Origin of the sequence: Herbaspirillum rhizosphaerae (assembly GCF_046025915.1) — a bacterium.
GTDB classification, from domain to species: domain Bacteria; phylum Pseudomonadota; class Gammaproteobacteria; order Burkholderiales; family Burkholderiaceae_D; genus Herbaspirillum; species Herbaspirillum rhizosphaerae_A.
Genome location: NZ_JAQQFR010000006.1, coordinates 232,383 through 246,981 on the forward strand (window position 1 = coordinate 232,383; position 14,599 = coordinate 246,981).

General features: G+C 58.0%; 13 protein-coding genes. 6 read left to right on the forward strand and 7 right to left on the reverse strand.

Annotated features, from left to right (window positions below):
• Positions 1-12 precede the first annotated feature (12 nt).
• From PQR63_RS11445 to PQR63_RS11455, 3 genes are all read left to right on the forward strand, one after another.
• Positions 13-228, forward strand: a complete 216-nt coding sequence (locus tag PQR63_RS11445) for a TOBE domain-containing protein (RefSeq protein ID WP_007884497.1) — start codon at positions 13-15, stop codon at positions 226-228.
• 138 nt (positions 229-366) lie between these two features.
• Positions 367-1,227, forward strand: a complete 861-nt coding sequence (locus tag PQR63_RS11450) for an EAL domain-containing protein (RefSeq protein ID WP_408167982.1) — start codon at positions 367-369, stop codon at positions 1,225-1,227.
• A 1-nt stretch (position 1,228) separates the two neighbouring features.
• Positions 1,229-1,849: an RBBP9/YdeN family alpha/beta hydrolase gene (locus PQR63_RS11455; protein WP_408167984.1), complete on the forward strand. Its 621-nt coding sequence runs from the start codon at positions 1,229-1,231 to the stop codon at positions 1,847-1,849.
• Between the two features lie 446 nt (positions 1,850-2,295).
• Here the strand turns inward: PQR63_RS11455 and PQR63_RS11460 are convergent, their stop codons facing one another.
• Positions 2,296-3,051: an SDR family NAD(P)-dependent oxidoreductase gene (locus tag PQR63_RS11460; RefSeq protein WP_408167986.1), complete on the reverse strand. Its 756-nt coding sequence runs from the start codon at positions 3,049-3,051 to the stop codon at positions 2,296-2,298.
• A gap of 149 nt (positions 3,052-3,200) precedes the next feature.
• Between PQR63_RS11460 and PQR63_RS11465 the strand changes: the two genes are divergently transcribed.
• The 3 genes from PQR63_RS11465 (at position 3,201) to PQR63_RS11475 (ending at position 7,184) form a co-directional block, all read left to right on the forward strand.
• A complete protein-coding gene (locus PQR63_RS11465; protein WP_408167987.1) occupies positions 3,201-4,091 on the forward strand; it encodes an AraC family transcriptional regulator N-terminal domain-containing protein in 891 nt (296 codons plus the stop codon).
• A 529-nt stretch (positions 4,092-4,620) separates the two neighbouring features.
• Positions 4,621-5,124, forward strand: coding sequence for a DUF3304 domain-containing protein (locus PQR63_RS11470; protein WP_408167988.1), 504 nt, complete (start codon positions 4,621-4,623; stop codon positions 5,122-5,124).
• A gap of 89 nt (positions 5,125-5,213) precedes the next feature.
• The gene (locus PQR63_RS11475; RefSeq protein ID WP_408167989.1) at positions 5,214-7,184 is read left to right on the forward strand and encodes a T6SS phospholipase effector Tle1-like catalytic domain-containing protein; all 1,971 of its coding nucleotides are present in this window, start codon (positions 5,214-5,216) and stop codon (positions 7,182-7,184) included.
• Between the two features lie 143 nt (positions 7,185-7,327).
• Here PQR63_RS11475 and PQR63_RS11480 read toward each other — a convergent pair whose 3' ends face one another.
• The 6 genes from PQR63_RS11480 to uxaC all read right to left on the reverse strand — a co-directional run bounded on the left by PQR63_RS11480 (position 7,328) and on the right by uxaC (position 14,583).
• A complete protein-coding gene (locus PQR63_RS11480; protein ID WP_408167990.1) occupies positions 7,328-8,824 on the reverse strand; it encodes a mannitol dehydrogenase family protein in 1,497 nt (498 codons plus the stop codon).
• A 12-nt stretch (positions 8,825-8,836) separates the two neighbouring features.
• Positions 8,837-9,715: an ABC transporter permease gene (locus PQR63_RS11485; protein WP_408167991.1), complete on the reverse strand. Its 879-nt coding sequence runs from the start codon at positions 9,713-9,715 to the stop codon at positions 8,837-8,839.
• A gap of 29 nt (positions 9,716-9,744) precedes the next feature.
• Positions 9,745-10,614 carry an ABC transporter permease gene (locus PQR63_RS11490; RefSeq protein WP_085942288.1) on the reverse strand — a complete coding sequence of 290 codons (870 nt, stop codon included), beginning with the start codon at positions 10,612-10,614 and terminating at the stop codon, positions 9,745-9,747.
• 5 nt (positions 10,615-10,619) lie between these two features.
• Positions 10,620-11,729, reverse strand: coding sequence for an ABC transporter ATP-binding protein (locus PQR63_RS11495; protein ID WP_408167992.1), 1,110 nt, complete (start codon positions 11,727-11,729; stop codon positions 10,620-10,622).
• A gap of 89 nt (positions 11,730-11,818) precedes the next feature.
• Positions 11,819-13,006, reverse strand: coding sequence for an extracellular solute-binding protein (locus tag PQR63_RS11500; RefSeq protein WP_408167994.1), 1,188 nt, complete (start codon positions 13,004-13,006; stop codon positions 11,819-11,821).
• 155 nt (positions 13,007-13,161) lie between these two features.
• Entirely contained in the window at positions 13,162-14,583 is a 1,422-nt protein-coding gene (gene uxaC / locus PQR63_RS11505) for a glucuronate isomerase (RefSeq protein ID WP_408167995.1), read from the reverse strand.
• Between the last annotated feature and the right edge of the window lie 16 nt (positions 14,584-14,599).

Sequence of the window (14,599 nt, forward strand, 5' to 3'; positions counted from 1 at the left end):
AAGGAGCAAAGCATGACCATTCAAGCCATCAACGTCCGTAACCAATTCAAGGGCAAAGTAAAAGCCATCATCGAGGGATCCGTTGTCTCCGAAGTCGATGTCGAGACACCAGCCGGTATCGTTACCTCCGTCATCACCACACGCTCGGTCAAAGACCTTGGCCTGGTGATCGGCAGCGAAGTCGTTGCACTGGTCAAGGCGACCGAAGTATCGATCGCCAAGCTCTGATTCTGGCTGCATCTTTAGAGCGGCTAACAAAGCGCCGATGGCAAGGCGCGCCGACGAAGACAGTACGAAAGTACGGCTAGGAGAAGCAACGCCGACAGCGGCGTTTTGTTAGCCGCTCATATTGCATTGGAGCCATTGATGAAGTATCAAGCCCTGGAAAAATATCTTGCTCGTCTCAACGGCTCCGTCAGGGAAGAGTCCAGGGTGTGGCTGGATGCGGACGGGCGGGCGCAAGGCAAGTATTTCAATACAACGCTGACGTCCGCCTTCCAACCGATACGAGCGTTTGGCAGCAAGACGACCGCTGACGCCGCTATCGTCGCGCACGAAGGATTCGCGCGCAGCTATTCGGAAGACGACAGCGGCTTGCACTTGTGGCGTCTGCTCGATCAGGCCGCCAGCGATGACGAATCGGTCGAACTGGATCGTTTGTGCCGCATGCTGCATTCCATCAATTTTTATCGCCAGGTTGAGGACAATGTCAGTCTCCATCTGAGTGTGCATGCGCGTCTGTTGGCAGCGGTCGACAGCAATCACGGTATTGCCTTCCGGCGCATTCTCAACATGCTGGAGTTGCCGCATGAGCAGATCATTCTGCAAATGCCTGTGATCACGCAGAATCAGAGTTGGCTGCTGAACTATGTGCTGGACAATTACCGGCGCAATGGATTCAGGCTCGGCATCAGTGCTGCCGATGCACGCGACGCATTGGCTTTGCTGGATAAGGTCAAGCCGGATCTGATCAAGGTCGATGCGCGTGAAATTGTCGATGAGCAAAGCACGGAGAAGCTCTTGCGCATCGCCGGTGAGCAAGATATCCGGGTCGTCTTCAAGCGTGTTGAAAATCCGGATGTATTCATCAAACTGCAGGCGTTCGGGCAAGCTCTTGCGCTGCCGGTGTATGCTCAGGGCTATCTGTGGGATACACCGAAATCGACGCTGGCATTGCCGGTCGGACATCATTCGGCGACCACGCATTCCGACATCAAGGTGGCCTGATATGAGCGAGACGGCAGCAGTGCAATCGGAGAGTGGCAAAGCGCATCGGAGCAGTTCGCCGCGTCTTGCTGATTTTCGTGTGCTGGTCGTCCCAGGATTGCACGGCAGCGGGCCGGAGCATTGGCAGTCGCGCTGGCAGCGTCTTTATCCTTCCTTTGAACGCGTCGAGCAAGACCGCTGGGATACGCCGGATTTGCCGGTGTGGTCGCAGCGCTTGCTGGATGTTTTGCAGCGCGATGCGCGGCCGACGCTGATTGTTGCACATAGCTTTGGTTGTCTTACTACGGTGTATCGGGCTGCTGCTGATGCCGGGTTGATTGCGGGCGCTTTGCTGGTGGCGCCGGCGGATCCGGTCAAGTTTGCTGTAGCGGATTCCGTTCAGGTGGCGTTGCCGTTTCCGTCGATTGTGGTGGGGAGTGGGGATGATCCCTGGATGACTGCTGAGCGGGCGCAGCACTGGGCAGGCGTGTGGGGGAGTGAGTTTGTTTATGCCGGGGAGGTGGGGCATATCAATTCGGAGTCGGGGTTGGGGGATTGGGTTGAGGGGCAGGGGGTGTTGGGGAGGTTGGTTGCTCGTTCTTTACCTTTCTATAGATCAGCTTCTGCTTCCACTTCTGGTTGAGTTGTTCCTGTTTCCTTCTTCTGTCATTGATTCTTTTCTTTCTTCGATCAACCTTTGCCGGGGGCGGCCCGGCAGCCGCTCACTTTTCTTGCTCCGCCAAGAAAAGTAAGCAAAAGAAGGCGGCCGCTGGGTCGTAGCCCTCTTCGAGGGTTCCCGGCGTCGGCAGGCACAAATCGGGAAGGGAAAACAACTCGCTTCGCTCAGACATTTTTCCCTTCTTTTTCCGATTTGCACCCGCCGTCACCGGCTACTCTCAAGCGGACTTCGAGACTGGCTCGCTTCGCATCGCCAGGGTGCTGCGATGGTTTTCGTTTGCCTGGCCTTATTTCCTCCGTCGTTCCAACGAAAGTTGGAACCCAGCTTCGTTATAACTGTTGATTGATGCGCTAACGTCACTGGATACCAGCGTTATCGGGGACGACGGATTTGGAGCTATCCGCAACAACTCAAATCCCCTGACCACCCGACACTTCAATCCGCTGTGCGGTCACCCAGCGATTGTCTTCCGACAGCAAACTCGCGATCATCGGCCCGATGTCGTCCGGTAGGCCGACGCGACCTAGTGCGGTCATTCCTGCAAACAGTTTGTTGACGTCCGGGTTGTCGCGTACGGCGCCGCCGCCGAAGTCGGTTTCGATGGCGCCGGGCGCGACTGTGTTGACGGCAATGCCGCGTGGGCCGAGTTCTTTGGCCATGTAACGGGTGAGTACTTCTACCGCGCCTTTGGCCGCTGCATAGGCGGCGTAGCCGGGGAAGGAGGTGCGGGTCAGGCCCGACGACAGGTTGACGATGCGGCCGCCATCTGCAATCAGGGGCAGCAGGGTCTGGGTCAGGAAGTAGACACCCTTGAAGTGGACGTTGACCAGGCCGTCGAACTGGGCTTCGGTGGTTTGGCCGAGCAGGGCGTAGTCGCCATGGCCGGCGTTGTTGACGATGTGGTCAACGGTATCGCGCGACCAGGTTTCGTGCAGCGTGCCGCGCAGGCGGTCGGCGAAGGCGTCGAAGGTGGAGACGTTGCCGGTGTCGAGCTGGAGGGCGGCTGCCTTGCATCCCATGGACTGGATCTCGGCGACGACGGCTTGGGCATCTTCGCTGCGGCTTTGGTAGGTTACGATAACGTCGCCGCCGTGGCGTGCGATGCTCAATGCGGTGTTGCGGCCTAAGCCACGGCTGGCGCCGGTGACGAGGGTGATTTTAGACATGATGCGCTTCCTTGCTGATGAGATGCTGCGTGGATGGGAAGCCGCAGTATCGGATCCGGGCAGGGCGCGTGGTTACCGGAAACTCGACGTTCCTTGCCTAATCCTCCAAATGGGATGCGCGTTCGGCTGCGACGAGGTAGGCTTGCAGCATGACCACTTTACTCACTACCGTGCATCGCTATGCCGAGTCCCATGCCGACAGGATCGGGCTGGCGCAGACGCCCATTGCGGGGTTGACGATCGTGCGTGCAACCGAGGTCAGTGATCTTCTGTATGCGATTTCGCGGCCATTGATTTGTCTTGTCTTGCAGGGAAGCAAGCATGTCACGATGGGCGCGCAGGCTTTTTCGTTTTCCGCCGGTGACTCACTGCTGATCACGGCGGATGTGCCGACGGTCAGTCAGATCACGCGTGCAAGCCTTGCCGCACCTTATCTGTCGCTGGTGATGGAGCTGGACCCGGCGGTCATCGCTGATCTGGCGATGCAGATGGATGTCGTCAAGGAAGACGGCGCGTGGCCGATGCGTGTCGATCCAACCGATAGCGAAGTGTCTGATGCAGCGTTGCGGCTGATGCGCTTGCTTGATCGTCCGGCCTCGCTGCCGGTGTTGCATGCGCAACTGGTGCGGGAGTTTCATTACTGGCTCTTGGCCGGCAAGCACGGTGCGGCGATTCGTAATCTTGGATGGCCGGACAGTCAGGCGCGCCGGGTCGCACGTGCGGTTGAGGTGCTGAGAAGCGGATTTGCACAGTCATTGCCGGTGGAGCATCTGGCAGCCGTGGCGGGGATGAGCCCGTCGTCGTTTCATCAACACTTCCGCAGCGTGACTTCGCTATCGCCGTTGCAATTTCAAAAACAGTTGCGTCTGATCGAGGCGAGGCGGTTGATGTTGTCGGAGGGCGTGAGCGCGAGCAGTGCCGCGTTTGCAGTTGGATATGAAAGCGTGCCGCAGTTCACGCGGGAATACGGCAGGATGTTCGGCCTGCCGCCGGTGAAGGAGACGGCGGAAGCGAAGAGCCGGGTGCGTGCGTCTGCCTAAGAACGTGGTGATGGTCTGTGAATGGCATGCTCAAGAATTCTTGACCGGAAAATTGCAAGCTGGCGTTGCCCCACGAGCCTCTCACGTGCGTTATCCATCTTATTTTTCAAGCCCCTTTTCCACATGCCGAGACCGCCGGGGCGAACAGTTTTTGACAAGACATTTTCCGCGGGCAGCCGGTGAGTTGCATATAGAACACCTGGCAGAGCTACTCATAAAATTTACTGTATCTGACCTCGTGCGCTTCTTCGCCTCTTCAAGCACGTAGACAATCTCTTCAAATTCCTTAGGGATCATATCGCTCATATAGAGCGTGCATGTTCTGCTGCCAAGGACAATTACAAACATATTTTTGAATCCTGCTAACGACAAATTTTCCCGATAGCAGGCAGAAATACACTCTCCATATTTGACGAATTTTCCTGGTTTTATTGAGCCTGCAGCTGAGTGTGTGTTTACAACGCCCTTATCTTCGCGGAGATTGGCAGGTTGTACTTTTCTCAGGGAATACGTTCTAAGGAAAACAACGATGACGATTAAAAAATTACTACTTCTACTACTACTATTCGCAAGCATCTCTGCATTGACTGCCTGCAATACGCCTTTGCCGGCCGTACAGGAGAGGGCTGACACGATATCGTATGTGCCCATACCAAGGGAATATGTCTCGGTTTCTTGTGTGACACACGGCACCGGCTATATCCATTCCTTTTACATTGAGGAACCTGCATCAAGCAGTCGGTTGGGAGGTCGTGAAGCTGGAGGCACTAACTGCGGTGGCATCATCGCCGCCGGCTACGCCCTGCCCAAGACGTGGTTTCCGGGAATGAAAGTCAAGGTGCGCTGGAAACCCAATGGACGGGAATGGGTGGAAAAGACGACCAATATCATGCGGTATGACGAGGTGGGGACGATCTATGTTCACTTTTTCCCGGGAGATCAAGTGCGCGTTGTATCCGCACTGCCCTACCCAGAAAGCCTAAAACATCCTATACCAGCCAATGCCACCGTCCCGCCACCGGAGGAACAATAGTCATGAGCGCACCAATTTATTCAGCTTCGCCGACGATCGCGGACAACGCTGCACAAGAAATGATGACCACGGAGCAGCAAGAGTGGGCCTTGGCCGATCTGCTCAGAGAGCCTCCCGTCTACAAACCCAACGGTCAGAGGATGCCTTCCTGCCAGTCGATGGTCAGAATTGGTCTGTTCTTCGACGGCACCAGTAACAACAAGTATCGGGATGAGCCCAAGCAGGAACATACCAATGTCGTCAAGCTGTTCAATGCGCACAAGGACGTCAGGGGCGAAGGTTTTCTGGACGATATGGACTGCTTCCGTTTCTATATCCCCGGTGTCGGCACCCGCTTTCCTGAAAATCAGGAGTGGAAAGAAACACAGGAAGGCAAGGCCATGGGCAAAGGTGGGCAAGCGCGGATTTTGTACGGAATTCTAGAGATCTATAATGCCGTTCATCGCGCTTTTAACAGCGATAGACCACTGTTTTCACCACCTGAAATTACAGCGAAACTAAAAAGCTACACCCGCGACGTCGAAAGCAACTACGACAAGGACTACCCCCAGCACGAGCGCCGCAAACGCTGGTTCATGCAATTGCGCGATGAATTGAACGACAAGCTAAAAGCCCAGCGCGACATCATTCTCCAGCCGCGTATTCCCCTCATTCGCGTGGCCGTATTTGGTTTTTCACGCGGGGCGATTGAAGCGCGCAGTTTCTGCTACTGGCTGCACGCCGCACTGGAAGAGAAATCCACGCTCGCGGGTATGCCCATCGAGATCAACTTCCTCGGCCTGTTCGACTCGGTCGCCTCGGTCGGCCTGCCGCATTCGACGGCGCAAACCACGCCGTTCCGTTTCATCGACGGCCACTTCAGCTGGGCGGCAGAGACTTTGACGCCACTTCCATCACTGGTCAAACAGACGGTGCACTACATTGCCGCGCATGAACAGCGCATGAACTTTCCCGTCACACGCGTGCAGGGCAACAACGTGCAGGAAGTACTGTATCCCGGCGTGCATGCGGATGTCGGTGGTGGCTATTGCCCCAGAGAGCAAGGACGAGGAATGAGCGTCGGGCAGATGGTGTCGCAGGTGCCGCTGTTGCATATGCATAAAATTGCGCGTCTGGCAGGTGTGCCCTTGGTGACCTATCGCCAGATGTCTTCGGATCTACAGGCCGACTATGCCCTCAGTCCCGAACTAGCTGCCAACTGGAACGCCTACATGGCTGCTGGAGATTTCGCCGGAACGTATGAGAGTCAAGTACGCGAACACATGCGGATGTACTACCGTTTTCGCTATCACTGGCTAGGCCGCATGGCGCAACTGCCGGCCTGCCAGCATGCCACTCCCCAAGAGCAGCAAGACATGGTCAGCTACGACGATCTGTTCAAGGGAGACATGGAGCTGCTGCGTGAGCGTGCCAAGGGTGGCCGTCCAAGGATGTACCGAGACAACGGCGATGAAATCAAATTCTTTGCACCGGGCCACAGTCACATCGCCAACCGCGAGCAGTTACTGCGCGCGGATATGCGCCAAGCACCCGACGACAGGGAAGCGCTGGCGCTCCAGGTATTCGAAGAACAACGGGGCCAGTCCAAGGCCGATGGCATCGCCTTGCTGGAAGAACAGGTGCACGATTCGCTGGCTGGTTTCTATCTAGGTGGTTACGTCAGCGCAGAAGAGAAAGTAGAGAAACTGCACACATGGCAGACCAAGCCGCCGTCGCGAGAAGATAGCTACAACTATCAGGCCTGGCAGAACTTTGAGAAGGCCAAGGCGCAGAATCCTGAGCTGCAAAAGATTCTGGATGATAAGGCGGCGTTGGTAAAGCAGGCAGAGGCTGCTCGTTTCAATGGTCGTTTGGGAGACATGGAAGATATACAGCGTGAAAGCGCCTTCACCGACAAAGAAGCCACGTTGTTGACGCTAGATGCCAATGGTCAGTCGATCTTCCCCGTACAAAAGGACAGCGACGCGGGAGCATTGTGTAGTGTCTTTGTCGCCACGCAGACGGAGACTCTACGCGAAGGCGGTGGGTATCTGGTGCCGCGTGTTGTATTCTTGCCATAACAACACGTCGTGACATAGACCCTTAACGCCGCACGAACAGATTATCCAGCCCCGACGGGTATTCGCGTGCTGAGAGGGGAGCGAAAAATTAGATAGGCGCGCCGGCAAGCAGTTTTTTGGCGCGCCTGTGTTTAATCCTCCACTCAGACATTCTTTGTGGGACTACTCAGGAAATCGTGAACATTTTTTGCATCGATTTTCCCTAATGCTTGCAACACGCCTTCCTCTTCGATCCTGCGCAGGAAGCCTTTCACCACGGAGACAAACTCAATCCGCATGGCGAGATCGTTGCCGAACACCGCTTCAATCGCCAGCAGCGCATCGACGCGCTGACTGATGTCCGTGATACCGGCTGCCGCCTGTAAGGTGTCAGCAAGCGGATCCGAAATCGGATACGCCCGTCCAGCTTCATCTTCCGCGCGCAGATAGCGCATCCAGCCGGCTACCGCAAAACACAGGCGCTCGCAGGGCAGACCGGCATCCAGGCGTGCGCGTATCGTGCCGAGCAAACGCTGCGGCAATTTCTGCGATCCATCCATGGCGATCTGCTGCAGGCGATGCTTCAACGCCGGGTTGCGAAAGCGTGCCACCAGTTCGTCACGGTAGTCATCCAATCCCGGACGCTGCAAGGTCGGTGCGATTTCTTCCGTCATCATGCGTTCGATGAAGCCGCGCAAACCATCATCGCGGATCGCCTGATCGACCGTGACATAACCCGCCAGCGAACCCAGATAGGCGAGGCTGGAGTGGCTGCCGTTGAGCATGCGCAGCTTGGCATGTTCGTACGGTTCTGCTTCGTCGACCATGGTGGCGCCAGCCTGTTCCCATGCCGGACGCGGGCCTGCGAAACGGTCTTCGATCACCCATTGCGAGAACGGTTCGGTCACGACCGGCCAAGCGTCGTCGACCGTGAGTCGGGCGGTGATGGCGGTGCGGTCTTCATCCGTGGTTTTTGGCACGATACGATCCACCATCGAGTTGGGGAACGCGCCATGCTGCGAGATCCATTTCGACAATTCCGTATCGATACGCTCGGCAAACGCCAACACCAGCGCGCGGGAGGTATTGCCGTTGGACGGCAGGTTGTCGCAGGAAAGTACAGTGAATGGCGGCAACCCGGCATCGCGGCGTTTTTCCAGCGCACGCACGATGAAGCCGATGGCTGAGCGCGGTGCGTCGGTATGCGCCAGGTCGTGCGCAATATCGGGATGATCGAAGCGCAGCGTGTTGGTCGCCGGATCGTGGCAATAGCCTTTTTCCGTCACAGTGAGGCTGACGATATGGCAATGCGGATGGCTCATGGCCGCCAGCACGGTGGCAGGCGATTCCGGCGCGACCAGCGTATCGATGATGGAACCGATGATGCGCAGTTGTTCGCCTTCGCCTCTGATCCCCAGCGTATAGAGATTGTCCTGCGGCGCCAGCGCATCGCGGGTATCGGGGCTGCGTAGCGACACGCCGACGATGCCCCAGCGCAGGTCGCCTTCCGCCAGCACCGTGTCGGTATAGACCGCCTGATGCGCGCGGTGGAAGGCGCCTAGTCCCAGATGCACGATGCCGGGCAGCAGGGCGGTTCTGTCGTAGGTCGGCAGGGTCGCCTGCTTGCTCGCTTGCGCCAGCGTTTGCTTGTTCAGCTTCATTTTCTTCCTGCGTCAGTTTTGCGGATGTTCTTTGACGCGGGACACCAGCTGTGTCGGGCTGACAAAGCGCATCGCGATCAGCAGCCAGATCAGCGTGACGATCATGTAGACCATCGCCATGGCATCGATCGATTGCGAAGCGCGCACGCCTGCGGCAAACACCGAGTAATACAGCGCCACCACCAGCGTTTGCGTATCCGCGCCTGCGGTCAGGAAGGTCAGCTCGAACATCGCGATCGTGCGCACCAGCACCAGTAGCGAGGCGGCCAGAATGCCCGGTGCCAGCAGCGGCACCAGCACATGGCGGAACATCGTGAAGGTGCGGGCGCCGAATACGCGTGCAGCCGATTCCAGATTCGGATCGATCTGCTCAATGAAGGGCGTCATTACCAGAATCACGAACGGCAAGGCCGGCAGCAGGTTGGCGATGATCACACCGGGCAGCGTGCCTGCCAGATGCAATTCATACATCAACGTCGCCAGCGGAATACCGTAAGTGATCGGTGGGATCATCAGCGGTAGCAGGAACAAACCGGTCAGCAGTTTCTTGCCGCGGAAATTGCGGCGCGCCAAGGTGTACGCCGCCGGCACGCCGATCAGGATCGACAGCACCACCACCGCCAGCACAACCTGCATCGTTACCAGCAGCACATCGCCGAGCTGGAATTCCTGCCAGGCGGCGGAATACCATTCCAGCGTCCAGCCGCTTGGCAGCCAGGTGCCGAGCCAGCGCTTGGCAACCGAATTGGTGGCGACCGAGGCGATCATCAGGCCGACATTGATCAGAAAGAAGGTCATCAGGCCGACCACCAGCCCGCTCCAGGCGCGACTGGCCCAGTGGGTGCGGCGCTTCGGTGCGGGCTGCCGTGAGATCGATTGTGAAGTCATCATGGGAGAAGTTGTCGTTGCTTGATTCATAATTAACCCTTGCCTCCGGTGACCGGACCGCGATAGAACAGATTGCGTGCGCCGAGCACGATCACCACCACGCCCAGTTGCACCGCACCCATGATCATCGCGACTGCCGACGCCATGGAATAGTCATAGTTCTCGAACGCCGCTTCGTACGCCGCAATCGAAATCACGCGTGTCGCACCGGCAGGTGAACCCAGCAGCACCGCCGAGGGAAATACCGAGAACGCCTGCACGAACGACAGGCAGAACGCCATCGCCAGACCCGGCAAGATCAGCGGGAAGATCACATAACGAAACTGATTGAAAGGTGTCGCGCCCAGCGTCGCAGCAGCACGCGGCAGCACCGGATCGATGCCGGTGATGTACGACAGGATCAGCAAAAAGGCGAATGGAAAGCCCGAGATCACCAGCGAGATCACCACACCTGCATAGTTATGCGTCAGGCGGATCGCGCCTTCGTAGATGTGCAGCGTCTGCAGGATCTGCGCGAACCAGCCCTTGGGGCCGAAGTAGGTCAGCATGCCTTCGGCGATCAGCACCGTACCCAGCGTGATCGGGATCACAAGGATGGTGGTGGCGATCTTTTGATACGGCGTCTTGTGGCGCAAGCGATAGGCCACGGGCACGGCGATCAGGATGTTGATCAGCGTTGCCGGCAAGGCCAGCTTGAGTGTCACGCCGATGGTCATCCACAGATTGTCGGTGCTGAAGAACTTGATGTAGTTCGACAGCATGCCGCCTTCCAACGGCTGGAACGACAGGATCAAACCGTGAATGAACGGATAGACGAATACCGCCAGCATGAAGATCACCGCCGGCGCGGCCATCCACATGGCGGGATCGCGCCAGCGCGAACCGGCTGTTTGTGAAGACATCAGCATCATGCCACCTGCTCAAAAGAATAAGCCAGTACGCGGTCGGCCGGGACGGACACGCGGATGGTTTCGCCCGGGGAGGCTTTGCCTTCCGCGCGGACATAGAGACGCGTGTTGTCTTGCGTGCGCAGCATGAACAGCGATTCGCGGCCATAGTATTCGACCGACTCCACGCGTGCGCTGATGCTGTTGCCCGGCGTGGTGCCATCGGCGCAGATGCTGAATTCTTCCGGTCGGATCGATACGGCGGCACGGCCGTTCAGGCGCATCTTCGGAATGCCGACCAGATTGACGCCGGGGCCGGCCAAGGTGACGGTCTGCGCATCCTGACCGACCACATCCAACACCAGCTCATTGCGATAGCCCATGAAGCGTGCGACTGCCAGATTCGAGGGCTGACCGTAGACTTCCGGCGGCGTGCCGATCTGCTGTACCTTGCCGTCTTTCATGACGACGATGCGGTCGGCCAGCGACAGCGCTTCATCCTGATCGTGGGTGACGTAGAGCGTGGTGCGGCCGAGTTCACCGTGGATGCGACGGATCTCGGAGCGCATTTCCAGACGCAGTTTGGCGTCGAGGTTGGACAGCGGTTCATCCATCAGAATCAGCGGCGGTTCAATGACGATGGCGCGGGCGATCGCCACGCGTTGCTGCTGGCCGCCGGACAACTGGCCGGGCAGCTTGTTCATGTGTTGCGCCAGTTGCACCAGATCGAGGGCGCGTTTGACGCGGGTCTGGATTTCGGCGGCAGGTACGCCGCGCATCAACAGGCCGAAGCCGACATTCTTGGCCACCGTCATGTGCGGGAACAGGGCGTAGTTCTGGAACACCATGCCGAAGCCGCGCTGTTCAGGCGGCAAGGTATCGATACGGTGATCGTCAAGGTAGATGCCGCCGTCCGACAGCGGCAGCAGGCCGGCGATACAGTTCAGCGCGGTCGATTTGCCGCAGCCCGAAGGGCCGAGCAGGGCGATGAATTCACCGCGCGCAATATCCATTTGCAAACCATCAAGTGCTGCGACTGCTGCGACTTGCTGCGCTTCGGTAGTTTTTCCGGTGCCGCCAAAGCGACGTGTAACGCGATCCAGTCGCAATGTCTTGAAGTCAGGTTTCATGCTTGCCTCTTATTGATCGTAATGAGCCGGGTGGCGTGGAAGATCTTGTTGCCACCCGGCTTGTCTCTGCTTTTTTCTGCTGCGTTTGCTTATTTGAATTTTTGAGCGCCGACTTGCTCATCCCAGATACGGAATGCTTTCACCATTACCTGCGCATCCAGCGGTTGCACGTGCGGGAACTTGGCGATCCAGTCTGCGTACTCGGCGCGGCCGAATTCTTTCAGTGTGTCCTGGCTGGCTTGCGGCGCCATCGTTACCGGCACGTTCTTGATTGCAGGGCCAGGATAGAAGTAACCCTTGTCATAGGTCTGCGCCTGTTGCTTCGGTTGCAGCAGATAGGCCATCACGTCCAGCACCACGGCTTGCTTGGCGGGAGCCAGACCCTTCGGCACGATCATGTAATGCGTGTCGTTGACCCAGGTCATGTTCTTGAAGGCGCCGACCTTGAACTCTTTCGGCACCACGCCCAACGCACGTGGGTTGATATCCCAGCCGGTCACGGTGACGGTCATGTCGCGCGAACCTTCGCCGAGTTCTTTCATCACGGCGCCTGTGCCGCCCGGGTAGTACTCGATGCAGGTGTTCAGGTCTTTCAGATAAGCCCAGGTCTTATCCCAGCCCTTGACCGGATCTTTCGGATCCTTGTCGCCGAGCAGGTAAGGCAAGCCCATCAGGAAAGTACGGCCGGGGCCGGAGTTGGCTGGACGCGCATAGATCAGCTTGTTCGGATTGGCTTTGCACCATGCCAGCAATTCCTGTGGCGTGGTCGGTACTTGCTTGACCTTGTCCGGGTTGTATTCCAGCAGCGGACCGGCAGGCATGAAGGCGACGGCGAGACCCTGGTTATGCGCCAGTTCCTGCATCTTCTTCACTTCCGGCAGATAGTTATCGGTCAGCGGTGCGAACTTGGCATTGTTTTCCGGCAGCAGTGTCACCCACAGGTTCTGCTCGATGCCGGCTGCCAGGATATCGGTGCCGCCGAGGACCAGATCAATGTCGCTGCGCTTGGCGTTTTGCATCGCCTTGAGCTTGCTTGGCAGCTCAGGCGCGGGCGCTTTGGTGAAGGTGAATTTGACGTTGGGATGCGTGGTCTTGTACGACTCGATGGCGTCTTGCAGCAAAGCCAGCGAACCGGCGACGTCGACCACGTTGATGGTGACGGCTGCCTGCGCATGTGCTGCAGGGCTGCCGACCATTGCGGCCAGGCCCAAGCCGATGGCGGCTGCCATGACGGTGCGACGGGTCGCTTTGTGCAAGGTGTTCAAAACCTGTTTCATTACTGTCTCCTCCTTGGAATAGATATTAGGTATCGGGATAACGCGGACGTCTTATAACGTTCTGATGCATCTTCAATCCGTACTATTTATTGCTTATTGCTTATTGCTTATTGCTTATTGCTATTTTGCTGGTGTGCTTCTCTTTCAAAAAACGGTTACAAGCGATAAGCCTGTTTGGCCAATCGGTATGTCAGGTCATGCGCCAGTTCCAGCGCTTCGTCTTCCTTCAGGCGATGTTCGGCGACCAGTCGCGCCAGATAGCCGCAATCGATACGGCGGCTGACGTCGTGGCGCGCTGGGATCGACAGGAAGGCGCGGGTGTCGTCGTTGAAGCCGACCGTGTTGGCGAAGCCGGCGGTTTCGGTCGTCAGTTCGCGGAAACGGCGCATGCCTTCCGGCGCATCGAAGAACCACCATGCCGGGCCAAGCTTGAGTGCCGGATACACACCGGCCAGCGGCGCCAGTTCCCGTGAGTAACTGGTTTCGTCCAGCGTGAAGAGAATGATGGACAGACGCGGATCGAGACCGAAGCGGTCGAGCAGCGGCTTGAGCGCACCGACATATTCGGTCTGCATCGGAATGTCGAATCCCTTGTCGCGGCCGAAGCGTGCCAGCATCGTCGGGCTATGGCTGCGCCAGGAGCCGGGATGGATCTGCATCACGAGGCCGTCGTCAATACTCATCGCCGCCATCTCGGTCAGCATCTGCGCGCGGAACAATTCAGCCTCATCGCGGCTGATCTTGCCCGAGAGCGCCTTGTCGAACAGTACTTTGCATTCGGCCAGCGGCAAGTCGGCGGTACGTGCGCTCGGATGGCCGTGATCGGTCGAGGTCGCGCCGTGTTCCTTGAAGAAGGCGCGGCGATTGCGGTGCGCGTTCAGATAGCCTTCCCAGGTGCGGGTGTTTTCGCCGGTCAGCTCGCCGAAGCGGGCAACGTTGGCGGCGAAGCCTTCAAAGTCCGGATCGATTACCGGATCGGGACGATAGGCGGTGACCACACGTGGACGGCCTTTGGCAGTTTGCCATGGATCGTTTTTCAGCTTGCCGTGATGGGCCAGCGGATCGAGCGGCGACTCGGTGGTGGCGATGACTTCAATGTTGAAGCGCTCGAACAGCGCGCGCGGACGAAACTCGGGACGCTGGAGGCAGGCGTCGATATGATCATAGAGACTATCGGCATTGGCGACGCTCAGGCCTTCTTCCAGGCCGAATACTTCCTGGAATACATGATCCAGCCACATGGCGGACGGCGTGCCGCGAAACAGTGGCCAATGCTTGGCAACCAGACGCCAGATACGGCGCGGATCGGTTTCGACCGCACTGCCGTGGTGTGTTGGGATGCCGAGGTCTTCCAGCTTGACGCCCTGGCTGAACAGCATGCGAAACACATAGTGATCCGGCTGGATCAGCAGGGCGGAAGGATTGGGGAAGGCGGCGTTGTCGGCAAACCAGCTCGGATCGGTGTGACCGTGCGGGCTGACGATAGGGGCATCCTTGATCTCTTTATATAGACGGCGCGCAATGGTACGCGTGTCCGGATCAGCGGGAAATAATCGGTCTGGGTGCAGCAATGGCATGTCGTCTCCTGATTTC

Coding starts and splice junctions, on each gene's coding strand:
- PQR63_RS11455 (WP_408167984.1), top strand. CDS start 1,229: ATGAGCGAGACGGCAGCAGTGCAATCGGAGAGTGGCAAAGCGCATCGG.
- uxaC (WP_408167995.1), bottom strand. CDS start 14,583: ATGCCATTGCTGCACCCAGACCGATTATTTCCCGCTGATCCGGACACG.
- PQR63_RS11480 (WP_408167990.1), bottom strand. CDS start 8,824: ATGAAGCTGAACAAGCAAACGCTGGCGCAAGCGAGCAAGCAGGCGACC.
- PQR63_RS11450 (WP_408167982.1), top strand. CDS start 367: ATGAAGTATCAAGCCCTGGAAAAATATCTTGCTCGTCTCAACGGCTCC.
- PQR63_RS11465 (WP_408167987.1), top strand. CDS start 3,201: ATGACCACTTTACTCACTACCGTGCATCGCTATGCCGAGTCCCATGCC.
- PQR63_RS11495 (WP_408167992.1), bottom strand. CDS start 11,729: ATGAAACCTGACTTCAAGACATTGCGACTGGATCGCGTTACACGTCGC.
- PQR63_RS11485 (WP_408167991.1), bottom strand. CDS start 9,715: ATGATGACTTCACAATCGATCTCACGGCAGCCCGCACCGAAGCGCCGC.
- PQR63_RS11460 (WP_408167986.1), bottom strand. CDS start 3,051: ATGTCTAAAATCACCCTCGTCACCGGCGCCAGCCGTGGCTTAGGCCGC.
- PQR63_RS11490 (WP_085942288.1), bottom strand. CDS start 10,614: ATGTCTTCACAAACAGCCGGTTCGCGCTGGCGCGATCCCGCCATGTGG.
- PQR63_RS11500 (WP_408167994.1), bottom strand. CDS start 13,006: ATGAAACAGGTTTTGAACACCTTGCACAAAGCGACCCGTCGCACCGTC.
- PQR63_RS11445 (WP_007884497.1), top strand. CDS start 13: ATGACCATTCAAGCCATCAACGTCCGTAACCAATTCAAGGGCAAAGTA.
- PQR63_RS11470 (WP_408167988.1), top strand. CDS start 4,621: ATGACGATTAAAAAATTACTACTTCTACTACTACTATTCGCAAGCATC.